Here is a 22639-nt window from a genome sequence, read left to right on the forward strand (position 1 = left end):
AGGAAGGCGTCAGGTCGCTCGGCTGCCAACCGCCGGTAGGCCTCGACTGCTTCGGTGATGGCGGCGAGGCCCTCCTCGCGCCGATCGAGGGCACCTAGCTGGCCCGAGAGGTTGTTCAAGCTGCCAGCGAGGTTGGGCAGGAAGGCGTCAGGTCGCTTGGCCGCCAACTGCCGGTAGGCCTCCACTGCTTCGGTGCTGATGGCGAGGCCGTCCTCGCGCCGACCCAGATCACCGAGGTCCGCGGAGAGGTTGTTCAAACTCATGGCGAGGTCGGGCAGGAAGGCGTCAGGTCGCTCGGCTGCCAACCGCCGGCGGATGTTGACTGCTTCGGTGATGGCGGCGAGGCCCTCCTCGTGCCGACCCAGATCACCCAGCCGGACCGCGAGATTGTTCAAACTGCCGGCGAGGTCGGGCAGGAAGGCGTCGGGTCGCTCGGCTGCCAACTGACGGTAGGCCTCGACTGCTTCGGTGCTGGCGGCGAGGCCCTCCTCGTGCCGACCCAGGGCACTCAGCCGGTTCGAGAGGTTGTTCAAGCTGGTGGCGAGGTCGGGCAGGAAGGCGTCGGGTCGCTCGGCTGCCAACCGCCGGCGGATGTTGACTGCTTCGGTGCTGGCGGCGAGGCCCTCCTCGTGCCGACCCAGGGCACTCAGCCGGACCGAGAGGTTGTTCAAGCTGGTGGCGAGGTCGGGCAGGAAGGCGTCAGGTCGCTCGGCTGCCAACCGCCGGCGGATGTTGACTGCTTCGGTGCTGGCGGCGAGGCCCTCCTCGCGCCGACCCAGATCACTCAGCCGGACCGAGAGGTTGTTCAAGCTGGTGGCGAGCTCGGGCAGGAAGGCGTCGGGTCGCTCGGCTGCCAACTGACGGTAGGCCTCGACTGCTTCGGTGCTGGCAGCGAGGCCGTCCTCGCGCCGACCGAGGGCACCTAGCTGGACCGAGAGGTTGTTCAAACTCATGGCGAGGTTGGGCAGGAAGGCGTCGGGTCGCTCGGCTGCCAACCGCCGGCGGATGTTGACTGCTTCGGTGCTGGCGGCGAGGCCCTCCTCGCGCCGACCGAGGGCACCTAGCCGGACCGAGAGGTTGTTCAAACTCCTGGCGAGGTCGGGCAGGAAGGCGTCGGGTCGCTCGGCTGCCAACCGCCGGCGGATGTTGACTGCTTCGGTGATGGCGGCGAGGCCCTCCTCGTGCCGACCCAGATCACCCAGCCGGACCGCGAGATTGTTCAAACTGGCGGCGAGAGCCGGACTGGGGTTGTCTGGTGTTCGCTCGCTGGCTCGCCGGTGTTGTGTGACAAGACTTTCGGTGATCGCGACTGCGATCTCGGCCAGTGCATGAGTTTGCTGGGGAAGTGCCGATGCCAGCTCGATGAGTAGATCGGTGTCGATGGCGTTGTCGCCAGCGATCTCGTTGAGTGCGCGGATCAGGGGAGCGGGTACCTCTGCTTGGGTGGCCACTTCGATGGCGGCCACGGCAAGTGTGTGAGCGAAGCGGACGCACCACCGGCTGACGGCCTGGCCTACCTGTTCACCGAGCACTGTGTGCGCCGCGACCCGCACGCACACGGTCAGCAGCCTGCCGGCTTCTGCGGGGGTGACCGTGGCGGCAAGTACCTCGACCAGGCACACCCGCGTGTCATCAAGGATCAACCGTCCGATGAGTCGTTCCGCGAGCCGATCCGGTTGGAGACTGTCGAACGCGATGTCCTTGTCACTGCTGGGGTACAGCCTGGCCAGCCATTGCCGTACCGCGTCTCGTGTTTGCAAGGACCGGTCCGACAATCCGGGAACCCTGCTCAACAACTGATCGGCATCGGCAGATGAGGGTGGGCCCAGCAGTATCGCCGCGGCCACCGCGTCGGTGAGAGTAGCCATGGTCAATCCAGGCATCACCCCAAAGGCCTTGGCTGTAGTGCGCCAATAGCGGCTCTCGTGTTCCAGCAGCCGGTCTTCGGGCCCTTTCTGTTCACCGTCCGGCACCTGGCTCGTTTGGGTGTCGCTGCTGGCGGCGTCGAGCAGATCAGCCACTGCGGACATCTGCACGGCCAGCACAGTGGGTTGTGCTCCCGCCGGCCAGGTCCGGTCGGGAAGCGATGCCGCCACCGCCGGCCAACTCATATGGTCCATGCCCGATACCCGGGGCAACGCCGCCGCGAACGCGGCCACCGACGACCGATACGCATCCTGTTGGCCGACGGTGGTGGCATCGAGCACCGGAAGCGGCTCGACACGGGCACCGTGGTGCACGTGTCGAGTGAGCAGGTCGGATATCGCGTCGTTCTGGCTGGCCAGCTCATCCAGCCACGCCCCTGCCGTCCGGGCTAGCATGACGATTTTGACGGGCGTGCCGGTTCGCCGTGCGGCCAGACTATTGAGCACGCCCGTGACTTGCTGGGTGCGGGACTCGGCGTAGTCGATCACCACCAGGAGCGGAACGACGGTGTGCGCCAGCACTTTCACCTGTTCGGTCGGTATGTCTGCCGCGAGCCACACCACCTCCCAGCCTTGTTCGGTGAGCTGGTCACCGAACTGGTGCGCGAGGCGGGTTTTACCCTGACCGCCAGGGCCGTGCAGGATCCAGACCCCTACCCCTGGTGTGCTGGACCAGGTGTCCAACCGCGCCAGCAGCTCGTCCCGGCCGCGGAAGGGCACGACAGCCCGCCGGGCAGGCAACAACCCGGCCGGAGACGCGATCACCCGCGCCAGCGGCGCCCGCGCATGTGGGTCAGCCAACTGCCGGACCTCAATGCCCACCAGCGGTCCCGCATACGACCCCAGCAAGCCGCGGAACTCCGGATCACGCAGCAGCACGTAGACCGGCACAGCCTCCAACGCCGCATGCTGCCCACCGGCGAGATCCATCGCGATCACACCGATCAGCAGGTCCCCGCAGAACAACGCCGCGCCGGACAACCCGCCCCACGGCGAGGGAACGTTCTTGGTCGGGACTGGCGGGGGGGTGTTCAGGTGCATCACGTACCGGTCGCCCACGATCCTGTCGCCGGGGTTGAGTGTCCCGGACGGCTGTGCCACATCGATCGCTCGTCCCGGACGCTGGGCCAGATCAGCACGACCCCACGACAAGCACTGGATTCCCGGCAGGTGGGTGACCGACCGGCCCCACGCGACCGCACCGTCCATGGGCGTCCAGGTGTCCCCGTCGATGCGCACCAATGCGGCGTCCTCACTCCCGAACCACACCACACTGCCGGTGAACACGTCAGGCTTTCCTGGCCGGAACAACGTCACCGACGCCCCCTTGGCGGCGACCACATGCCCCGAGGTAAGGACGAGCCTGGGCGCGACCACATAGCCGGAACCGGCACCACCCGGACCGGCAACCGCGAAGACCCGTTCCCACTCCACCGGCGATCAGCGACCCATGTGTCCAGAAACGTCGCCAGGCCCCACCGGACGTGCGCTCTGGCTGCTCACCTTCACGTCGCTGCCATCTGCGTTGCGCGGCGTCAGCGAGATCTGCACGCGGTGCTTACGCGTCTGCGCCACGCTCGCCTCCGCATCCGCCGACACCACCCACGCCTTGAACCCCAGCTTGGCCTTGGCATCCCTGCGCAATTCGACGGAGAACTCCAGTTCGACAGGGCCCACCACGAACTCGATGTCCTGCCCCACACCCCGCGCAGCAGCGGCAAGCAACTCATCCCGCACAACAGCGACCGCATCGGCCAGTTCGATGTCCATGCCGCCCTATCGAGTGTCACGTCCCCTCCGCTACCTCCCACACAACCAAGTAGCCCGTTCGAGTGAACCGACCCCTTGGCGCGCTGGCGAAGCGGCAGCTTCAACACCTTGCATGTCGGATTCTGAGTGGTACCGGTGCGTGGTGGGACTCGACCCCGCGACTTCCTGGACCACAACCAGGTACGGCATAGGTTCCGACCAGCAGTCAAGCGTAAAACCGCAGGTCAGGAAAGTTGGTCAGCGTCGGTGCATGGAGGTGCAGGCCGTTTGTCAGCAAGTTCCCTGCGGATTTGGACCGCTTCGATGGTCGCGGCGAGGCCGTCTTCGTGACCATCCCCCGGCTGCTACTGCCCCGCCGTGATCAGCCGAGCGTCTACTATGGACACCATCGAGACGCTGCGGACGCACTGCACCAGACCAATGCAGGGCGAGCGCTCAGCGCCAAGTGCCCATAACTTCCGGCCGCTCCGTTGCAGATGCGGTGCATGAACGAATCCACTTGCGCTGCCGTTCGCCCTCCTCGAAACATTCCAGGTCCACTGTCAAATTCGCTGGCGTGGCCGCGTTGTAGTCCATCATCGCGGTAATCTCAATCCTTCCACCTTCGGAAAGATGCGTGAACTCCTTCTCGTCCAAGCGGTCATGACTGCCAGAGAAAGGAACCAGGCCCTCCACTTCGGCGCCGCGCACTCGCACCTTTACCAATGACAGAGGAGTTCCACTGGTCATGGTCAACGATGCTGTCGCGAACCGTTGACCATCGTAGAAAATGACGGCGTTCTCCACCTTGAATGTGGGACCCGCAGCCTCATCACGCGCTGTCATCTCAGCGTCGATCTGACGTTGCATGAGAGAGACTTGTTGCTCAGTGGCAGCAGCTTGACGGCGAGCACTGAGCGCTTGCCAAAAGGCGAATCCTCCAGCCAGGAGGGCAACTACTGCGCTACCCAACGCGATCCACTCCGCAGCGCCCATCTCCACCCCTTCCAGGTTATTGCATACATGCACCCGCGCTCATGCTCTCACCGTACGACCGCAGGTCTATGTGCGGCTGTCTACTCCCCGGACCGCCTCCCCTTGAAGGGAGCGGATGATCATGCCCAACGTCGAAGACTGGTGGAGGCCTCGGCGGGCAAGATCCGCGCGATGTGGCGTACCCACGGCTGGTGGCGATGGGGTTCACCGGGGCCGCTCCGGCGCCGGGAGGCCCCGCCGTGAGGCCAAGTGGGGGTGGCTTGGCGATGACCTGCACGGCAAGTGTCGCTCCCCCCGGTTGTGCTTGGTGAAACCAACACTCCACAATCGAACACATGTTCAACCCTGCACGTTGGCGCAACGGCAACACCGAGTACCTCAAGCAACCGTTGGATGTGTGGGTGAGCTTGAGCGTGGTCTACCCGATCGGGCGTCCGGCCGAACCACAGTCCGATGGTCTGGATCTACAGGCCGAGGTGCCAGGGCAACTCCGCATGTGGAAACGCACCACCACGGGACACTGGGCCGGCTTCGTCACCTTCCCGATCCAAGATGGGAGAGGCGAGTCAAGCCGCGTGTCGCAATGGGTGCTAGCTCCAGCTCTGCGACCGCGTCATCATGCGGTGATCAATCGTTGACCAGGAAACCGGCTACGGGTTGTTGTCACCAAGAGCAAAGACTGGCACGGGGGCATGGATCCGGGGAGGTCTGCAAGAATGGAACGCGTGACAGACCTCGTGCTGACAGAAGAGCGCCGCAATGAACTGGCGGACTTGCTGGATGATGACCAACGCTTGAGGGCCGAATACCCTACGGTGTCCGAGTACCTGGATATGGCGCCCAGGTTGCAAGGAACAGGCAACGACCGCGCTGATGCAGCGTTTGATCTGAGGTTTGTCCACTACGTGACCGGCGGCGACGACCAAAGCGCGAACCCTTATTGGGATATTGTCGCGCCGTCCGTATCCGAACATGAAGGCCGCCGCGTCATTGACGGTGGAGTTCCAAATGGAAGTGCTCGTCTCGCATACGCTCAGATGTCATTGCAGGCCATTTACGCGTACGCGGTTCCTTCGCCGGAGACTGTCGAATGGGTCTCGCAGTATTGCGCTGGACGCTCCATCGTAGAACTGGGGGCTGGTAGGGGGTACTGGGCCGCACAGTTGGCACGTGCTGGGCTTTCGGTTGACGCATACGATGTAGAGCCACCGAACCAGATCGCGAACATCTCTTTCCCCTCAACGGCTGGTCAGCAAGACGTGTGGCACGATGTCGGCGACATGGAGCAGTTCACAGCTCGAACGACAGATGCCGCAGACTATGTTCTTTTTCTCTGCTGGCCACCTGGATGGGGCAACGACATGGCATCAAAAATGCTAACGAGGTTCGAAAATTCTGGAGGCGACCGGCTCATATTCGTGGGAGAGCCGCAAGGTGGCAAGACCGGGGACGACACTTTCTTTGAAACATTGAAGACACGCTGGCAACTGGTATCCGAGGACACTCATTACGTGTCATGGTGGAACCAGAAGGACGTCGCACAAGGCTGGATAAAGCGGTAAGGCTGGTTAAGCTCGACAACGGGGTCAAGCTCAACCAGCCTTCAACTACCGCGAATACTTACTATCAGGACTCGACGGGTAGGCTCATCCGGAAAATGAACGCATCGTACCTGTCCCGCGGGTAAGACACGTCAGACAGCATAACTACACGCCCGTCAGCCGCGATAAACCTCTGACGGATGGTTTTTACCTGGTCTCCAGGTGCGATATTCAGCCACTCTGCGTGCGCGGGTGAGGGAAGTTCGTCCGCAATGGTTTCCTCTAGCTCAGCTGCGCCGGATATGTCTGTGAGGCCCAGTGGCTGATACGTGTCCGAGATTGACACGGGCTGACCATCTACGGATGCCCGAGTGACGGTGTGGGTAATCTCGTCACCCAACGACAAGCCCAGTCCCTCTGCAACCTCACTTGTAGCCACCACTTGGTTGGTATCGCGATCAATGTGAGCGTCTGCATTGGACTCGTTGCGGAAACTTGTTTCAGCGCCCTCAACCTGCCGTTCTGGCGAAATCCGTACGAGGCGTGGCCGATTGGCGACGTATGTCGCAACACCAAAGACGGCATACACATGCCCTTCCGACTTGAGCAGGTCAAGTGCCTTCTTGGTCACGCTCATGCTTACGTCGTACTGATCACAAAGTGCAGCGGCGCTGGGTACCACGTGGTCGGGTGGCCACTCACCGGTCTTGATCTTCTGCCGGATGTCAGCGGCAATCTCCATGTACTTGGGGAGCCGCTTGCGGGCTTGACCTTTGTCGTTAGATGCCAACGGTTCTCCTTGGTCCAAACGGGTGACGTACCTGGTACCTGTTGACGTACCAGGTACGTTGTAGTGTACTAGGTACGTAAGTCGATGACAGGTTACCAAGCGAACCGTTACCCGATGGAGAAGCCATGCTGCGGAACCTTCTAGTCCTACTTGAAGGGTTACAGGATCCGGGCGATCCGAGGATTCGGTGCTGGATGCGCGTTCAGCCTGGGCTTCACTGATGGTGTTTGTTCGTTCGGTGTAGACACGCCAGCGTTCTCCCCCCGGTTTCTGTCGTCCCGGGTGGCTCGAAGCCGCTGAACTCTTGAATCCCTTGTGTTGTCACAAGTTTGGATAGCGGCTGCTCTTTTTCGGCCTGTTGAGTGGTTCGAGTCCGCTCCGACCAGACCTTTGTCTGGCGAGGTCACTAACTGAAGACCCGAGATCCTCGCGCCGAAGGGGCCATGCGGACCGGACGTAGTCCGCTTCACAGCATGGTGGGACTCCGAGATGGTCGGCATCAGTAATTCTGACGGCGTGGCAAGCAAGGATGGGCACTCTGTATACCCATACGGGGTGGAGGTAGCCACCCGGCTAGGCAGCCGGTACAGGTGAACGGACCTGACGCGGAAGCGCATACGGGGGTCCGTCTTTCTTTTATGTACCAACGGGGTTCGATTCCCCCGGGTGGCGCGTGAACGTGCGCTAACGAAATGCCGAGACAGGGACAGTGCAGATTCCTGACCCTGATTTCCAATCTGTCCAATGGAACTACGGGTCCGTGCCGTACCAGCGTGGGCGATTTGATGGTCGGGGTATCGCGCTACATGTGGACGACTGTCCGGAAAGGACAAATTGTCATGTCGGTTCTGGCAAAGGCAGGTGGGGTGCTGGCCGGTGTCGCGGTTGTGGGGTACCTGGCGGGTCCGAAGACCGGGGCTACCGGCGAGGGTTGTGCCGTGCCGGGGTACAGGCCGGACCAGATGGCTAACGCGGCGGCGATCGTGTCGGTGGGCCGGGACATGGGTGTTCCCGAGCAGGGGCGGGTGATCGCGGTCGCGACCGCGATGCAGGAGTCCGGGTTACGGAATCTCAACTACGGTGACCGGGATTCGCTGGGGTTGTTTCAGCAGCGTCCGAGCATGGGGTGGGGTTCGGCGGCGCAGGTGATGACGCCGGCCTACAGCGCCCGGAAGTTTTACGAGCGGCTGCGCACTGTGCCGGACTGGGAGCGGATGAGCGTGACCGCCGCGGCGCAGGCGGTCCAGCGGTCGGGTTTCCCCAACGCGTATGCGCGGCACGAGAAAGCCGCTCGCTCGCTCGTGGGTGCCGTCGAGGGTGCCGGTTGCACCAAATCGTGAGGGTCCGCGAACAGCGCTGCACCCTATTTCTTCTGTCCTGCCTCGTGATCATCGCATCCGGTGGTCCCGGGGTGTGAAAAGTGTTGCATACCAGAGAAAAAACAATGGAGGTAGTCATGTTGAGGGGTCTGATTTTCTGGCCTGCGTTCGTTGTCTTTGTGATCCTGTCGGCGCAGGCGGTGAACATGGGCGACTACACCACCGCCGTGGTGATGGGCGGGATCGCGCTCCTGTGCGGGATCTTCGCGCCGTTCGGCAGTAGCAAGAAGGCGAAGCACGTCGCTCGCCGCTGACGCCACTCGCGGCCCCAGCGAGGGGGCTCTTTCGTCACGACGCTCTCCCGCTTGCTGGCCGGACATCTCGCGCCGTTGGGCGCCGATCCCCCATCCCTGCACTGGTTGCGGGGGTGGGGGTGTCGGGGATCAACGAACCCGCACAGTCTTTGCGCCTGCTCGTCACTGCGTGAGGCGCCTCTTGTGTCTACTAAGGATTGGGGTGTGCCCGATGCACGGGGACGATAGGGACTTCCTGGGGGACGTGACCGAAAGCGGCTGGGACGGCTTGCCGGCCGGGTTGACCCGCGGCGACCTGGACGCCTACCTCCTGGCCACGCTCGATCTCGCGCCGCACTTCCCGGACAGCATTGATAACGCCGCTGTGGACGCCTACTGCCTGGAGGCGTTCGGCGATATCAACCCGATGTCCGCCACCGCGAGGGGGACTGCAAACCGGGGTATCACCGGCGAATCCGGTGTCACGTCACCTCAGGTCCATCCGGCGCGGGGCAGTGTGCAGCGCGCCCAGCGGCGGATGGCGGCGTGACGGGATGGGCGGTTCTGACCCGCTGGCCGTGCCGGGCCGGTATGTGGGCACGGTGTACCTGTTGCATTTCGACCGGCCGTATCGGCATGCCCGGCATTACATCGGCTGGGCCAAGAATGTCACGTCCCGGCTGGCGTTGCACGACGCCGGACAAGGCGCGCGGCTGCTGCAGGTTGTGCGCGCCGAAGGCATTACCTGGACGTTGGCCCGTACCTGGCCGGGAACCCGGTTGCGGGAACGGCAGATCAAGCGAATGGGCGGCGCCGCCCGCCGCTGTCCACTGTGCGGTGTCCGGCCGCGCCCGGACCGAGTCCGTCTCGATTCCCGGTTGGCGGCGGCCTACCGGCTGCGGGCGCTGACCGATCAATGGTGGGACAGCACCGATCCCGCCGAGCGTGACCGGCTCACCCGCGAGACCACGGCACTCGAAGCCGTAGTACCCCCGGTCGCGATCCCGGGCGCGATCACCGCGCTCGCGGTGTGAGTCCACTGTGGAAAGGATACGGAAGATGAGGTTTCCCAACCCCGAACAGACCACCCGCAACTGCCGGTTCGGCTGCGGGTTGATGACCGTTGTGGGCGTCACCGAGGCCGGGCAGACGGTGCGGGTGCATTGCGGCACATGGCGCGCCCGCTGCCCCGGGTCATCAACGACCCCGGCCCCTAGGCGATAGGCCCCGCCCCGGCGGCGCGTTCGTGGACGGACAGGCCACCGGCCGGGTGTTCCCCGAACCGATGCGAGATCAGTCAGGAGACCCCCATGACAGACACACCGGTCGCGGCTGAGGTGAGCGCCATCCAGTGCCGTCTGGCACTGGAGATGCCTCGCTGGCTGGATGACCAGGACGGCGAGATCCGGGTGCGGCTGACCGAGTTGGCCGTAGTGGTGTACGAGATCGCCCAGGACACCGCGCGGCGGGAAGTCGGGCACCGATATCAAGTTCTGGCCGCGTGCATGCGCCTCAGCGGAAAGGTTGTCGGCCTGCCGGATCAGACGCGTGCCGCGCTGGACCGCTGGGCACACAGCATTGCCCGGCGGGCCAGCACGCTGCTCACCGACTCGCGTCCCGGCTCCCCTCCGGGCGCGGCCACTTCACCCGCAGACAACCGCGAAGGGGGACATGGCGATGACTATCCGGCCGGATGACGACTCCGTGGTGTGGCTGTGCCTCACCGGCTGGGTGTACCCGCATCCCGCGCACGACGCGGTGCGGGTTGACCGTGCCGCGGCGGTGCCGTTGTGCCGCACCGGGCTGGGCTTCGACCCGGCCGATCCGTTCGCGATCAAGGTGCAGTTCAACAACGCGACCTGGCTGGTCTCGCGGGAGATGCTCACCGACGCGCTGCGCTGCCCGGCGCACGCCCCGGGCGGGGATGTGTGGCTGGCGCCGGACGGTGATGAGCTGCGTATCACCCTGTCCAGCCCGACCGGCGCCGCCACGGTGTGGCTGCCTCGCCGGCACGTCCAGGCGGTGCTTGCGCAGGCTGCCGAGCGGGTGCCGCTCGGCGACGAAGCCGGCCGGATCGATTGGGATCGGCTGCTGCTGTTGTGCGGCGGTGAGCCGACGTGACAGCGACACCCACCCGCCGAGTTGCGTCCGATGTGGACGTGATGGACCCGCTGGACCGTCTCAACAGTCCGCATTCCTCTGGGTTGTGGCGTGCTCGACAACCGGATCCCACCCCTGACTTGTGTACCTGTGGAGGCGAAACACCATGAGCACCAAGACGTTGTGCCGCACGCTGTCGGACGTCTCGATCGCGTTGGAGGCGTACGCGGATGTGCCCGATGTGGACAGCGCGTACGTGACCACCGCTGGGTCCATGCGGGTGATTCTGGGCTTCCCGTACGAGTTCGATCCGCGCGATGAGATCAAGCTGGCAAAGCTGTGCGCGTGGGCCGACCGATTGGGCACCACGATCCTGATCGAATTGTCTTACGGCGGATCGGGCAGCGCGTCGATCGCGTTCGAGCTGGGCGGACACCCGGCCCAGATCCGGGTGGATTTGCACAGTGGCCAGGCCTACGAGCTGGGCGCGGCGTTGCGCCGGCCGATCACTACGGATAGCCCGAGCATCACCATCGCCCCGTCGGCGCTGCGGGAGGCCTTGGCCGCTACCGGTATCGGGACGGTGACGTGATGTCGATGTTCGAGGCGCTGGATCGGGTCGGGACCGCGGCGTTGCTGCGGTTTCTGGTGGTGCTGCTGCTGTTCGTGGCCCTGCACCTGGCGCGGCAGCCGTTCCGGTTGGCCGACTGGCTGCTGATGCAGGGCATGCGCTGGCTCAACGCGCAGGTGACCACCGCACTGCCGCCCCGCACACAGCACACGGGAAAGGAGGGATGGGGATGACCGAGCACCAGCCCTGGGCACCACCACCCGCCCCCACGGTCACGTCGCCCACGCCGGGCGCGTCGTGGCCGGTGCGGGTCGTGTCCTGGTTGGGGTGGCACGTAATCGAGCTGGCCGGGGTGGGCGTGCCGGGCGTGCTGGCGGTGACCAGCAACGGCTGGTGGGCGGTCCTGGCCGTCGGAGCGGGTGCCGGGTGGGTCTCCCATGAACTGCGTCTGGCGCGTGCGCGCCGCGCGGTTCAGGCGGCGCTGCCGTCGGCCGAGGACACCCATTCCCGCGCGGACCGTCGGCAGTTGGGCGGACACAACAGCGACAACGACGACGAGGGCAGGAAGGAGGTGAACGGCCGTGGGATGGCATGACGAGCGGCGCAAGGACAAGGCCGCCGAGCAGGAACAGGCCCGGCTGGACGCCGTGGCCGCGGCCCAGATCGAGGCGACCGTAGCTCGCACTCGATCGGAGACCGAGCTGGCAGCGGCACAGTTGGCGTTCGCCCAGCAGCAGCAGGCCGACGCTGCGCACCGTGCCGACCGCGCGGTGCGGCGCGCCGAGCGGGACGCCCGGCGCGCGACGCGGTCGCAGCGGTGGCGGGCGCGGGTGTCGGGGTTGCGGGCGTGGGTGGATGCGCACCTGGTGGATCTGTTGATCTACCCGTTGGCGGTGGTCTCGGCGGTGATGTCGATTCCGGCGATGTCGGCCTACGGGTTGCAGGTGTACGGGGACGTGACCGGTTCGGCGTTGTTCTACATCACCGAGTTGGGGATGTGGGCGTTCGCGCTGGCGGTGCAAGTCACCCGCCGCCGGCATCCGGAGCGGCCGGTGTGGGCGCTGCTGGTGGGGGTGTGGGCGTTCTCGGCGGTCGCGTTCGGGATCAACGCGTTGCACGGCTTGGAGTACGGCGTGGACGCGGCGGTGGTGCGGGGCGTGGCGAGTGTGGCCGGGGTGGTGGCCCACCAGTTGGTCACCGCCAGCCCACGGCGCGGCAAAGCCGAACGGGACGCGATGCGGGCGGCCCGGTTGGCGGCGCGCAAGCTGGCCCGGATCCGGCGGGCGGCGGTGCACGCGGCGGTCGCCGAGATCGACACCGACGGGCAGGCGCGGCTGCTGTTCGCCCCGGGCCGCTACCAGCTCAACCGCCGCGGCTTCACCTGGCGCGGCCGGTTGGATGCCTCGATCGTGTCCGGCCTGCCGGTGGAGGACGTGTCGAGCACGCCGTGGCCGGAGTTCGATCGTGAGCTGCACGCGTTGCTGGCCGACGCGGCGACGGATCGACCCCACCGGCCCGACTCGAACACGTCGACTCACGGCCCGGAGCAGGGTCCGATCATGACCATGAATCCGGGGTCTGAGCAGCAAAAATCGAACCCCGATCGACGACCGCGCAAGCGTGCCCGGCCGCATCGAGGGCTGGATCAGTTGCGGGCCGAACTGGAAGCCGCGATCGCGGCCAACCCTGGCTCGATCGACCTCACGTCGGCCAACTCGATCCGTCAGGCCCTGCGCTGTGCGCCGAAGTTCGCGCGGATCTTGCGGGACTACTACCGCAACCGCTGACCCCCTGGATCCCGGAAAGGGAGGTGTCCGACCATGTCCACCCACACCAACCCAGACGAGTCCGGCCCGGTGGACCCGGCCGGTGATCTGGCCCAGGTGCACTACCTGACCACCCGCCACGACACCTCCCCCGGCGAGCCGACCGGGGAGGTGCTGGAGGGCGAACTACTGTCCGACGAGGAATACCAGCGGCTGACCAGCCAAAAAGGCCAGGCGCTGCAACGGTGGGACGGCTACCGCCAGGACGTGACCGTGGTCGTGCACCTGATGCGCACCGCGGTCACCCACCAGCGCACCCGCACCACCGGGAAAGCCCTGGTCCGCAACGTCTGGTACCCGGTCGCCGGGGCCGGGATCGCGTACAAGCGCTGGCGCGACACGCACAGCGGCAGCCGCTACGAGCGGATGATGCGCGCCGCGGAAGCGGCTGGTGACCAGGAAGGACTGCGCTACTGGCAGGAAGCCGACGTCGCGGAGAAGCAGCGCCGCCACCAGCGCATCATGGACTGGGTCGGCTCGCCGTTGCAGCTGGCCAAGGCCGCGGCTGTGCTGATCGTGGCGCCGCCCGCGCTGTTGCTGGTCCTGGGCGTCATCCTGGCTGTGGCCGACAGCGATATCAGCCGCGTGATCGAGCCGATCATGGCCGTGATCAGCGCGATCCGCTGGATCGTGGGGTTCCTGACGGTCTATGGCTTGCTCATGCTCACCGCCGCGACCGTGGGCACGCTGGCCTGGCTGTGGCACCTGGGCAAGACGCATTCCACCTGGGAACCGACGTGGGCGGCCATGCCCGCCGAGCCGGGGGACGTGATGGACGAACTGCCCGACGAGGGCACCATCCTCAACGCCCTGCGCAACCTGCGCATCCCGGGGTTCACCCAGGCCCTGAAAGAGGGCTGGAAGATCCGGTTTTTGATGCCGCCGACGATCGACGGCAAGGGCTGGCGGGCCCAGCTCGCGCTGCCGCCGGCCTGCCCGGTGGAAGAGATCGTGAAACGCAAGAAACTGTTGGCGCACAACCTGGTCCGCTTCCCCAACGAGGTGTGGCCGACCGAACCACAGGCCAGCGTGCTGGACTTGTGGGTGTCCAAGCCCGGTGCCCTGTCCGGCCCGGTGGATCCCTGGCCGGTGCTGGACGAGTTGGACACCGCCACCGGTGACTACTTCGCCGGTGTCCCCATCGGGGTCACGATCAAGGGCGACGTGGTGCGCGGCCGGCTGTCCGAGGCGAACTACGTGGTCGGCGGCATGATGGGGTCCGGCAAGTCCTCGCTGGTCATCACCCTCACCGCGGGCGCGATCCTCGATCCGCTGGTCGAGGTCGACGTGGTGGTGATGGCCGAGAACGCCGACTACGAGCCGATGCGGCCCCGGCTGCGCTCCCTGGTCACCGGCGCCGGCGACGACACCGTGGCCACCTGCCTGGCGCTGCTGCACCGGCTGTATGACGAGTTGTCGCTGCGTGGGGAGGCCCTGCGCGAGCACGATGCCCGGTTCGTTACCCGTGAGCTGGCCAAACGTGACCCGCGGCTGCGTCCGCGCATCGTGATCATCGACGAGTGCCAGAACCTGTTCATCGGCAGCCAGGGCAAGTCCGCGATGGAGGTGGCGTCCAAGGTGATGTCCACCGCCCGCAAGTACGCCATCACGCTGATGTTCCTGACCCCAGAACCCTCCAAGGACGCGCTCCCGCGCAAGATCATCAGCGTGGCCACGAACAAGGCCTGTTTCGCGATCGGTGACCAGCTGGGCAACGACGCCGTGCTGGGCACCGGCTCCTACAAGGCCGGGATCTCTGCGGTCGGCCTGGATCCGAAGACCGACGAGGGCCCCGGCGACGTGGGCACCTGCATGGCGCGGGGGTTCATGACCAAACCCGGGCTGTTGCGCAGTTTCTACGTCCCCCAGGCCGACGTGCATCGGGTCACCCAGCGCGCGCTGCAGTTGCGCGCCCAGGCCGGTATCACCGCCAGCCCGGCCGACGAATCCACTGTGGCACAGCGGGATCCGCTCGCCGATATCGCCACGGTGCTGGGGGATCTGCCCCGGATGCGCACCCAGGAAGTGCTGCAGCGGCTGACCGAACTACACCGCCCGACCTACGGCGACTGGGGGTTCGCCGACCTGAAGAAGTACCTCCTGGGCTACGACGCCGCGCCATACAAGACGCTCGGCGAGATGCACGTCCGCACCGACCTCGTCCACCAAGCACTCACCGACCGTGACAACACCGTCGACGGCGACGAGGACGAGACGGACTGACAACCCGGCCGAAACCCAGGGGAGGCGGGCAGGGAGGCGGGGAGTTCTCCCTACCCGCCTCCCTCACCCCCGCCCCCCTCACTCCACCTGCGGCAACCCGTGCCGAGGGAGGCAGGGAGGTGCGCCCGTCAGCGCGCCGCGCACGCCGGATTCGAGGGTTCTCCCGCCGCTAGGACGGCTCCCTCCCCATGGAGATCACGGCGCCCACACGCCCTACTCAATTGTCACCGTGCGTCATCGATTTGCTGGAGGTAGATCCCGTGTCGACACCTGCCCAGAACACCACCGACCTCGTGCTGTTCGCCCGCCGCGCCGATGGCGTGCTGGCGGTGCTGTTGATCGAACGGGGTTGGGAACCGTTCGCCGGCTGCTGGGCCCTGCCCGGCGGCTATCTCGATCCTGGTGAGACCAGCGAGCAGGCCGCCCGCCGCGAGCTGGCCGAAGAGACCCACCTGACCCCCCCGCCCGCGCTCGCCCTGGTAGGTGTCTACGACACCCCGGGCCGCGACCCCCGCGGACAGGTCATCAGTACCGCCTACACCGCGCTGCTGGACCACCTGCCCACCCCACAAGCCGGGGATGATGCCCGGGCCGCCGCATGGGTGCCCGTCCCGATCGCGCTGGACCGGCCGTTGGCCTTCGACCACGCCCGCATTCTCACCGACGCGCTGGGCACGCTCCGCGCGCACGACGTGCTCGCCCCGGGGACGTGACCGGAGGTGTGCCGGACCCGGGGGCGTCGGTGTCCGGGTGGACACAGCAGCAGTCCACGTGCGCAAGCCGCCCGGCAACGGCTCTGCCGCGCACGCAAAGCCCTCGCCAGAGCCGAAGCCCGCGGTGACCCGGACGCGATCGGGAAAGCACGCGACCGTGTCGAGGACGCCCAGGACACGGTGGACGCCCTGAAAGTCATCGCCGGAACCGACACACCCGATCAGCCCAACCAGGCCGGACTACGGCGCGCAGAACGGGAAGCCGTGTCCGCCTACACCGGTGGCTCGTTCCGCACGATCAACGAGTATGTCGCCAACGGCAACCAGCCGCCCGCGCATGCCGCCGACGACAAGGACTACGCGCACCAGATGCGCCAGCAAGCGCGTGCGCTCGAACGAGCGGTCAACCGCTCCCGGCTGGACGCACCCGCCACCGCCACCCGGGCGATCCACCCCGACACCGCCGAACGCGTCTACGGCCCGATCGGATCCCAGATCGGGCAGACCATCACCGAACCCCGGTTCACCAGCACCACCAAGGGAGACACACCACTGGACGGGTTCGGGAACGTGACCATCCACTACGACCTCGCGGCCGGCACGAAAGCCTTGGACGTCAACGCCTCCGGTGTGCCCTGCAAGCAGGACGAGAACGAACTGCTACTCGGGCCGCACCAACCCTTCCGGGTGACCTCCGACCAGATCGTGAACGGCCGGCGCGTACTGCACATGACCAACGCCGACAACGCCCCCGCAACAGCCGGGCGCGATACCACCCTCAGGAAGTGAGCACCATGAAGCAAAAGTCAGATTGGCATGACCAGGTCAGCGGCACGACGTGCAAGACCTGCAAGGGATCCGGGAAGGGAACCCCGGTCAGCCAAGGCGGCACCGGTGCATGCCCGACCTGCAACGGATTCGGCAAGGTCTGACGTCCCCCGGCCCCGCAATCCCGGCCGACATTCCTGGTGCGGCGCGGTGACCACCACCCCGGGCCGCACCAGGACTCCAAGCACGTTCCCCTCCCGCGTGCGTCTGGGCACCCCGCGCCCGTCTGTCACGTCCCTCGTCTTCTTGGAGTCCCTTGGTGAACGCTCTCGTTCTCGTCGCCGTGGTCGCGCTCTGCGGATACGCCGCGTCCTGCTTGCTGTACCCGTACCGCGCCTGCCGAACCTGCCAGGGACACGGCCAGTTCCGCTCATCCATCCTTCGCGCCCTGAGGATATGCCCACGCTGCAACGGATCCGGTCGACAACTACGCGCCGTCAACCGTGCCGTTCGCGCCTGGCGGGAACACCGGCGGCATCACCGCTGAGAGCACTGACCTCACAGGCGCCGACACCGCAGCTGTCCCTCTTCGCCCCGTATTCGATCGACAGGAGGAACTTCTCGTGAGCCAGCACTCCTTCACCCTCGCGGCCGACCCGCTTCTGGCCGCCGGGCACATCCCGCCCGGCATGACCCAGTACGGCGAGCCGCTCACCGCGGCCACCCTTGTCCGCGACTTCCACGGCCCCCAGCCCACCATCACTGTCCTCTGCGGATCGACCCGATTCGTGGACACCTTCAACGAGTGGCGCAAGCGCCTCACTTACGCTGGCCACATCGTCTTGTCGATCGAGATCGTCACTACCCAGGCGGCCGACGAAGATCCGCAGAACGTCGATCCCCAGCGCAAGGTCAGGCTCGATGAACTTCACCTGCGCAAGATCGACCTTGCCGATCGGGTGATGGTGCTCAACGTCGGCGGCTACATCGGTGAGTCGACCCGCAACGAGATCGCCTATGCACGAGCGCACGGCAAGCCGATCGAGTTCCTGGAGCAGTAACCGATCTCGCGACAGTCCGCCGGTCGCCTACAGGCGGCCGGTCACGCATCCCGGCGCCAGGAATCCCCACCGTTCCTCCGCGCAACCGCAGACGCAGCCGCCCAGCACACCACCCGTCTGCGTGGCAAGCACAGGCATACCCGCCGACAACCTCACAACAACAGGAGATCTGTCATGTCAGGCCTTCCCGAGGTCACCGTGACCGGGACGCTCACCGCCGACCCGGAACTGCGCTACACCGCCACTGGCACCGCGGTCGCCAACTTCACCGTCGCGGCCAACGAACGCCGCTTCGACTCGAACACCGGCGGCTGGACCGACGGCGACGCGACATTCCTGCGCGCCACCGTGTGGCGCCAGGTCGCCGAAAACGTCACCAACTCACTGTCCAAAGGCGCCCGGGTCGTGGTCACTGGCACCTTGCGGCAACGCTCCTACGAGACCACCGGCGGTGAGAAGCGCACGGTGCTCGAACTGGACGTCACCGAGATCGGCGCCTCCCTGCGGTGGGCCACCGTCACTGTCACCAAGGCCACCCGCGAACCGGCTCGCACTGCCGCGAACGGATCGAGCACGAACCGGTGGCAGAGCGACGAACCTCCGTTCTGACCGGCCCCGCAAGGGTTTCCAGGCGCCGCGTCACCCCAAAAGGAGACGCGGCGCCTGCCCCGTTTCCGGCCGCGCGGCACGCAAGCCTGAGCGGAGCGGCTGCGCCGCCGCCCTCTGCCCCTGGCGGTCAGCCCGTCATGCGGGTCACCGCCGATCGCCTGCCGACTCCCGATCCGCGAAAGGACACCGGCCGTGGACACCACCCACCAGCGGCTGCTCACCGCCGCGCTGGCCGCCGCCGCGCGCGGCTGGCACGTCTTCCCGATCCAGCCCGGTCTGAAAAAACCACCCGCGCTGCACGGCGACACGCTCCGCAAACCCTGCCCTCGCACCGGTATCTGCCGCGAAGGGCATCAGGGGTGGGAACAGCGCGCGACCACCGACCCCGACCGGATCCGGGCCGCCTGGGCACGCGCCCCGTACAACATCGGCATCGCCACCGGTCCCAGCGGCCTGGTGGTGGTCGACCTCGACCTGCCCAAGACGCCGGCCGAGCGGCCCCCGGCCGGCTGCCCGCACACCGGGATCACCGACGGGCTGGACCACCTCGCCGCGATCTGCGCCGACCACGAGCAGCCCTTCCCATGGGACACCGCCGTCGGCCGCACAGCCCGCGGCGGCTGGCACCTCTACTTCACCGCCCCGCTCGGCATCCGGCTGCGCAACACCGGGGGAGAGCGCGGCGGCGGGCTGGGCTGGAAGATCGACACCCGCGCGTGGGGCGGCTACATCGTCGCCCCCGGCTCGATCACCCGTGACGGGATCTACGCCCTCACCGACGACCGGCCGCTGACACCGCTTCCCGCATGGCTGACAGTCTTGCTGACGCCCCAACCGGTCGCGCCCACCACAGCGGCACCCCCACGCTCATCGGCACGGCTGGGCGCCTACACAGCCGCCGCCGTGCGCGGCGAATGCGCCCGGGTCGCCACCGCTCAACCGGGCAGCCACACCACGACGTTGTTCAGCGCGTCGGGCAACCTCGGACAGCACGTCGGCGCGGGCAGCCTCGCCTGGGGCGACGCCGAAGCCGAGCTGTACACCGCCGCACAGCACATGCTCACCGCCGACTGCGACTGCACCGACCGCGAGATCCGCCGCACCATCACCAACGGAATCCGCGCCGGCACCCGCAAACCCCGCATCCCACGCTCCACAACCCCAGCGGTGCGAGGGGACGTGACACCCACTGGTGGTGGAGGGAGGGCCGCGTAATGGACTTCGCGTGGACCGACCCGAGCAGCGACATCGTGATCCTCACCGGCGGCCCGCGCGATCAGCGCGGCTACTTCTACCGGGACTGGCTGGCCACCCGCCGATCCAGCCGCCTGGGCCGCTACCCGCTGGACCACCCGTGCGGCGCGTCCCGTTGCTACGCACCCACCACCGAAACATCCACCACGGCCAACAAGCTGACGCGCGTTTGGCGCTACGTGTCCACCGCGCAGTGGACCGAGTGGGGCCACGAATATCTCACCCCTGAGGAACGCTCTGCCGCCAAGCGCGACAACCCTGCAATACAGGGGGACGTGACGGCTGCGTAGCGAACCGGTGGGGAGATCGAGCAGTCAGGTCCTCGTGTCCTTTCAGGACGTCCCTCACTTTCCACCACTGAAAGCGCTTGTCGGTCGGCTGCAGGAAAAGGGGACGTGACTGTGATGCGATCGGCTGATACCAGTCCTGCGCCGTCTCTAACCTTTTTCCTGGGTACGCACATGGCGGGTTGGCTTTCGCAGGCTGGCGTGCCGCTGTTCGTGTCCGACCGACGCCTGCGGCAGTACAAAACCTTGCCCGTCGCAACGGCTCCGTGGGCGGAGGACTCCGGCGGATTCACCGAACTGCAGACGTTCGGCGAATGGACCGTGTCCCCTCGGCAGTACGCCGCTCGGGTCCGGCGCTACCACGACGAGATCGGCAACATGCACTGGGCCGCGCCTCAAGATTGGATGTGCGAACCGATCGTCATCGCTGGCGGTCGGGCCGGGCGACTGCGATTCGTTGGCACCAAACTGTCCGTCCAGGAACACCAGCGGCGCACCGTCACCAACGCCGTCGAACTGTCCATGCTGGATGCTGATCTGCCCTGGCGCAGGGTGTTACAGGGCTACACCAAGGATGAGTACCTGCGCTGCGCCGACATGTACGCCGCCGCCGGCATCGACCTCACCCAGCAACCCCTGGTCGGCCTCGGATCGGTCTGCCGCCGGCAAGGCACCAAGGAAGCCCACGACATCATCCACGCGCTCCGCGCATGGGGCATCCGACACCTGCATGGCTTCGGCGTCAAAACACTGGGCTTGCAACGCTACGGCCACCTGCTCACCTCGGCCGATTCGCTGGCCTGGTCAGAAGACGCCCGCCGCAAGAAGCGTCCCGCCTGCGGCACCGTCCATCCACGCGGTGCCAAGAACTGCGCCAACTGCCTGCCCTACGCCCTGCAGTGGCGCGCCCGGCTGCTCACCGCACTGCACGCCCCGGCCAGCACACCGGAACAACTCGATCTGTTCACCCCTCAGGAGGCAGCATGACCGGCCTGCAGATACTTTCCTACGGCGGCGGGGTGCAATCCACCGCCCTTCTCGCGCTGGCCGCCACCGGCCAGATCCCCCTTGACGCCGCCCTGTTCGCGAACGTCGGGGACGATTCCGAACACCCCGCGACCCTGCGCTACCTGCGAGACATCGCCATCCCGTGGGCCGCCGCGCACGGCACCGCTGTGCACGAACTCCACCGCACCCGCCGCGACGGCACCCGCGAAACACTCTGGGGACGCCTCATGAAGCAGGGCTCGCGTTCCCTGCCCATCCCCGTCCGGATGTCCAACGGCGCACCCGGAACCCGCTCCTGCACCGCCGACTTCAAGATCCGCGTCATCGGCACATGGCTCAAACAACACGGCGCTACCGCCCAGAGCAAAGCCACCGTCAACATCGGAATCAGCCTTGATGAGATCGAGCGCGCCAACAACCGTCGGGTCGAACCCCACGAACACATCGCCTACCCGTTGCTGGACCTCGGACTGCGACGCGTCGACTGCGCGCGAATCATCACCGCGCAACCCCTCCCCACCGACCTAGCAGATCGTCTACGCGAGGTCGTTGACCAGCACCACCCCACCGTGCAGACGCAGTTGCGGCGCAGCAACTTCACCCGACTGCCCGTCCCGCCGAAATCCTCCTGCTTCTTCTGCCCCTTCCACCGGTTGAGCGTGTGGATGACCCAACGCGCCGAAGAACCCGACCTGTTCAACAAGGCATGCCAGCTCGAAGACACCCTCATCGCCCGCAGAGCCGAACTCGGCAAAGACCCGATCTACCTCACACGATTCGGCACACCCCTGCGCCACCTCATCGATCCCGGTGTGCAACTCCTCCCGCTGGAAGACACCGACGAAGGGTGTGATTCCGGCTGGTGCATGACCTAAACAGCCCCTCATCCATGACCACCGGCGCGATCCACAGGCGCTGGCCGAAGCCATCGTCACTACCGCTGCCGCGGCACACCCCGTGTGCGGCGGGCAGCCTGCGCACGGCCTCGAAAGGCCGGGGAGTTGACCGGTGCCGATCGATCTGGCCACATCAGACCGAAGAGGAAGAAGGACAGGGATGGCATGGGAATGGCTGGTCCCGGCAGGAACCATCATCGGAACACTGATCACAGCGGGTCTGGGCGGCTGGATCGGGGGACGCCACGCCGGACGAACCCAACGGCGGCAACACACCTTCGAGCGGGAAACCAGCGTCCTGGAACGAGGGCGGGCGCGGGCTGACGAGGCAATCGCCGCTCTCAGAGTTCTTCAGCGGTACACGGCCACCATCGCCCGCTGGCACCTGGTCCCGTCACCAGCCGACTCACGCGATACCGACCAGGACGTACGGGAAAGCCGGGCCGCACACGACACACTCGGCGCGGCCGTCGAATACCTGACCGTCCCGGCCGTCCGGTGGCAGATCGAACTGATTCATCTTGTCATCGGGATGTCGGTCCTGGTGACTCGCTACGGACACACCGGCATCCACGAACCCGAGATGGTGATTCTGACCGCCTGCCGGGAAGGGATAACTGTCCTAGGCCGCTACCTGCGAGACGAACCAGTACAGAAACCGTCGCACACCATGGAAACACTGCGCCACGCCGTCAACCGCACACGGGCCA

25 protein-coding genes are annotated in these 22639 nt (G+C 66.4%); 21 read left to right on the plus strand and 4 right to left on the minus strand.

Annotated features, from left to right (window positions below):
* From AB0J95_RS33025 to AB0J95_RS33035, 3 genes are all read right to left on the minus strand, one after another.
* Positions 1 to 3359: tetratricopeptide repeat protein (locus tag AB0J95_RS33025; protein WP_364766717.1), on the minus strand; the 3359-nt coding region annotated here is incomplete at its 3' end.
* Positions 3360 to 3365: 6 nt separating this feature from the next.
* Positions 3366 to 3695, minus strand: a complete 330-nt coding sequence (locus AB0J95_RS33030) for a trypco2 family protein (protein WP_364766720.1) — start codon at positions 3693 to 3695, stop codon at positions 3366 to 3368.
* A 435-nt stretch (positions 3696 to 4130) separates the two neighbouring features.
* Entirely contained in the window at positions 4131 to 4670 is a 540-nt protein-coding gene (locus tag AB0J95_RS33035) for a hypothetical protein (RefSeq protein ID WP_364766723.1), read from the minus strand.
* 335 nt (positions 4671 to 5005) lie between these two features.
* Between AB0J95_RS33035 and AB0J95_RS33040 the strand changes: the two genes are divergently transcribed.
* Positions 5006 to 5308 (plus strand): hypothetical protein, encoded by a 303-nt coding sequence (locus AB0J95_RS33040; protein ID WP_364766725.1) that lies wholly within the window; start codon positions 5006 to 5008, stop codon positions 5306 to 5308.
* 87 nt (positions 5309 to 5395) lie between these two features.
* Positions 5396 to 6232 carry a hypothetical protein gene (locus AB0J95_RS33045; protein WP_364766728.1) on the plus strand — a complete coding sequence of 279 codons (837 nt, stop codon included), beginning with the start codon at positions 5396 to 5398 and terminating at the stop codon, positions 6230 to 6232.
* A 64-nt stretch (positions 6233 to 6296) separates the two neighbouring features.
* Here AB0J95_RS33045 and AB0J95_RS33050 read toward each other — a convergent pair whose 3' ends face one another.
* On the minus strand, positions 6297 to 7001 hold the full coding sequence (locus tag AB0J95_RS33050; protein ID WP_364766731.1) for a GntR family transcriptional regulator: 705 nt from the start codon (positions 6999 to 7001) through the stop codon (positions 6297 to 6299).
* A gap of 839 nt (positions 7002 to 7840) precedes the next feature.
* Here AB0J95_RS33050 and AB0J95_RS33055 point away from each other — a divergent pair.
* From AB0J95_RS33055 to AB0J95_RS33145, 19 genes are all read left to right on the plus strand, one after another.
* Positions 7841 to 8341 (plus strand): hypothetical protein, encoded by a 501-nt coding sequence (locus tag AB0J95_RS33055; RefSeq protein WP_364766733.1) that lies wholly within the window; start codon positions 7841 to 7843, stop codon positions 8339 to 8341.
* 116 nt (positions 8342 to 8457) lie between these two features.
* Positions 8458 to 8634: a hypothetical protein gene (locus AB0J95_RS33060; RefSeq protein ID WP_364766736.1), complete on the plus strand. Its 177-nt coding sequence runs from the start codon at positions 8458 to 8460 to the stop codon at positions 8632 to 8634.
* A 211-nt stretch (positions 8635 to 8845) separates the two neighbouring features.
* Entirely contained in the window at positions 8846 to 9163 is a 318-nt protein-coding gene (locus tag AB0J95_RS33065) for a hypothetical protein (protein WP_364766739.1), read from the plus strand.
* 4 nt (positions 9164 to 9167) lie between these two features.
* Entirely contained in the window at positions 9168 to 9647 is a 480-nt protein-coding gene (locus AB0J95_RS33070; protein WP_364766742.1) for a hypothetical protein, read from the plus strand.
* Positions 9648 to 9923: 276 nt separating this feature from the next.
* Complete coding sequence (locus AB0J95_RS33075) at positions 9924 to 10310, plus strand: hypothetical protein (protein ID WP_364766745.1); 387 nt, start codon at positions 9924 to 9926, stop codon at positions 10308 to 10310.
* Positions 10291 to 10734, plus strand: a complete 444-nt coding sequence (locus AB0J95_RS33080; protein WP_364766748.1) for an SsgA family sporulation/cell division regulator — start codon at positions 10291 to 10293, stop codon at positions 10732 to 10734. Before AB0J95_RS33075 ends, AB0J95_RS33080 begins: the two co-directional genes overlap by 20 nt.
* Before the next feature lie 145 nt (positions 10735 to 10879).
* Positions 10880 to 11305, plus strand: a complete 426-nt coding sequence (locus AB0J95_RS33085; protein ID WP_364766751.1) for a hypothetical protein — start codon at positions 10880 to 10882, stop codon at positions 11303 to 11305.
* Complete coding sequence (locus tag AB0J95_RS33090; protein WP_364766754.1) at positions 11305 to 11517, plus strand: hypothetical protein; 213 nt, start codon at positions 11305 to 11307, stop codon at positions 11515 to 11517. The genes AB0J95_RS33085 and AB0J95_RS33090 overlap by 1 nt, the downstream gene beginning before the upstream one ends.
* Entirely contained in the window at positions 11514 to 11879 is a 366-nt protein-coding gene (locus AB0J95_RS33095) for a hypothetical protein (protein ID WP_364766757.1), read from the plus strand. Before AB0J95_RS33090 ends, AB0J95_RS33095 begins: the two co-directional genes overlap by 4 nt.
* Complete coding sequence (locus AB0J95_RS33100) at positions 11866 to 13071, plus strand: hypothetical protein (RefSeq protein WP_364766759.1); 1206 nt, start codon at positions 11866 to 11868, stop codon at positions 13069 to 13071. The genes AB0J95_RS33095 and AB0J95_RS33100 overlap by 14 nt, the downstream gene beginning before the upstream one ends.
* Positions 13072 to 13104: 33 nt before the next feature.
* Entirely contained in the window at positions 13105 to 15333 is a 2229-nt protein-coding gene (locus tag AB0J95_RS33105; RefSeq protein ID WP_364766761.1) for a zonular occludens toxin domain-containing protein, read from the plus strand.
* Positions 15334 to 15593: 260 nt separating this feature from the next.
* On the plus strand, positions 15594 to 16046 hold the full coding sequence (locus AB0J95_RS33110) for an NUDIX hydrolase (protein ID WP_364766763.1): 453 nt from the start codon (positions 15594 to 15596) through the stop codon (positions 16044 to 16046).
* A 180-nt stretch (positions 16047 to 16226) separates the two neighbouring features.
* Entirely contained in the window at positions 16227 to 16835 is a 609-nt protein-coding gene (locus tag AB0J95_RS33115) for an ADP-ribosyltransferase (RefSeq protein WP_364766766.1), read from the plus strand.
* Between the two features lie 602 nt (positions 16836 to 17437).
* Complete coding sequence (locus AB0J95_RS33120; protein WP_364766769.1) at positions 17438 to 17875, plus strand: hypothetical protein; 438 nt, start codon at positions 17438 to 17440, stop codon at positions 17873 to 17875.
* A 174-nt stretch (positions 17876 to 18049) separates the two neighbouring features.
* Complete coding sequence (gene ssb / locus AB0J95_RS33125) at positions 18050 to 18484, plus strand: single-stranded DNA-binding protein (protein WP_364766772.1); 435 nt, start codon at positions 18050 to 18052, stop codon at positions 18482 to 18484.
* A gap of 192 nt (positions 18485 to 18676) precedes the next feature.
* Positions 18677 to 19699, plus strand: coding sequence for a bifunctional DNA primase/polymerase (locus AB0J95_RS33130; protein WP_364766775.1), 1023 nt, complete (start codon positions 18677 to 18679; stop codon positions 19697 to 19699).
* Entirely contained in the window at positions 19699 to 20028 is a 330-nt protein-coding gene (locus AB0J95_RS33135; protein ID WP_364766778.1) for a hypothetical protein, read from the plus strand. The genes AB0J95_RS33130 and AB0J95_RS33135 overlap by 1 nt, the downstream gene beginning before the upstream one ends.
* Before the next feature lie 198 nt (positions 20029 to 20226).
* A complete protein-coding gene (locus tag AB0J95_RS33140) occupies positions 20227 to 21012 on the plus strand; it encodes a hypothetical protein (RefSeq protein ID WP_364766781.1) in 786 nt (261 codons plus the stop codon).
* Positions 21009 to 21908, plus strand: coding sequence for a phosphoadenosine phosphosulfate reductase (locus AB0J95_RS33145; RefSeq protein ID WP_364766783.1), 900 nt, complete (start codon positions 21009 to 21011; stop codon positions 21906 to 21908). Before AB0J95_RS33140 ends, AB0J95_RS33145 begins: the two co-directional genes overlap by 4 nt.
* Positions 21909 to 22639: the final 731 nt, after the last annotated feature.

The sequence above is a fragment of the Actinocrispum sp. NPDC049592 genome, from assembly GCF_040675465.1.
Classification (GTDB): domain Bacteria; phylum Actinomycetota; class Actinomycetes; order Mycobacteriales; family Pseudonocardiaceae; genus Kibdelosporangium.

What these genes read in the sequence shown, in the direction of transcription:
- AB0J95_RS33030 (WP_364766720.1), bottom strand. Translation starts at nt 3,695, where the DNA reads ATGGACATCGAACTGGCCGATGCGGTCGCTGTTGTGCGGGATGAGTTG.
- AB0J95_RS33035 (WP_364766723.1), bottom strand. Translation starts at nt 4,670, where the DNA reads ATGGGCGCTGCGGAGTGGATCGCGTTGGGTAGCGCAGTAGTTGCCCTC.
- AB0J95_RS33040 (WP_364766725.1), top strand. Translation starts at nt 5,006, where the DNA reads ATGTTCAACCCTGCACGTTGGCGCAACGGCAACACCGAGTACCTCAAG.
- AB0J95_RS33055 (WP_364766733.1), top strand. Translation starts at nt 7,841, where the DNA reads ATGTCGGTTCTGGCAAAGGCAGGTGGGGTGCTGGCCGGTGTCGCGGTT.
- AB0J95_RS33060 (WP_364766736.1), top strand. Translation starts at nt 8,458, where the DNA reads ATGTTGAGGGGTCTGATTTTCTGGCCTGCGTTCGTTGTCTTTGTGATC.
- AB0J95_RS33065 (WP_364766739.1), top strand. Translation starts at nt 8,846, where the DNA reads ATGCACGGGGACGATAGGGACTTCCTGGGGGACGTGACCGAAAGCGGC.
- AB0J95_RS33070 (WP_364766742.1), top strand. Translation starts at nt 9,168, where the DNA reads ATGGGCGGTTCTGACCCGCTGGCCGTGCCGGGCCGGTATGTGGGCACG.
- AB0J95_RS33075 (WP_364766745.1), top strand. Translation starts at nt 9,924, where the DNA reads ATGACAGACACACCGGTCGCGGCTGAGGTGAGCGCCATCCAGTGCCGT.
- AB0J95_RS33080 (WP_364766748.1), top strand. Translation starts at nt 10,291, where the DNA reads ATGACTATCCGGCCGGATGACGACTCCGTGGTGTGGCTGTGCCTCACC.
- AB0J95_RS33085 (WP_364766751.1), top strand. Translation starts at nt 10,880, where the DNA reads ATGAGCACCAAGACGTTGTGCCGCACGCTGTCGGACGTCTCGATCGCG.
- AB0J95_RS33090 (WP_364766754.1), top strand. Translation starts at nt 11,305, where the DNA reads ATGTCGATGTTCGAGGCGCTGGATCGGGTCGGGACCGCGGCGTTGCTG.
- AB0J95_RS33095 (WP_364766757.1), top strand. Translation starts at nt 11,514, where the DNA reads ATGACCGAGCACCAGCCCTGGGCACCACCACCCGCCCCCACGGTCACG.
- AB0J95_RS33105 (WP_364766761.1), top strand. Translation starts at nt 13,105, where the DNA reads ATGTCCACCCACACCAACCCAGACGAGTCCGGCCCGGTGGACCCGGCC.
- ssb (WP_364766772.1), top strand. Translation starts at nt 18,050, where the DNA reads ATGTCAGGCCTTCCCGAGGTCACCGTGACCGGGACGCTCACCGCCGAC.
- AB0J95_RS33135 (WP_364766778.1), top strand. Translation starts at nt 19,699, where the DNA reads ATGGACTTCGCGTGGACCGACCCGAGCAGCGACATCGTGATCCTCACC.
- AB0J95_RS33145 (WP_364766783.1), top strand. Translation starts at nt 21,009, where the DNA reads ATGACCGGCCTGCAGATACTTTCCTACGGCGGCGGGGTGCAATCCACC.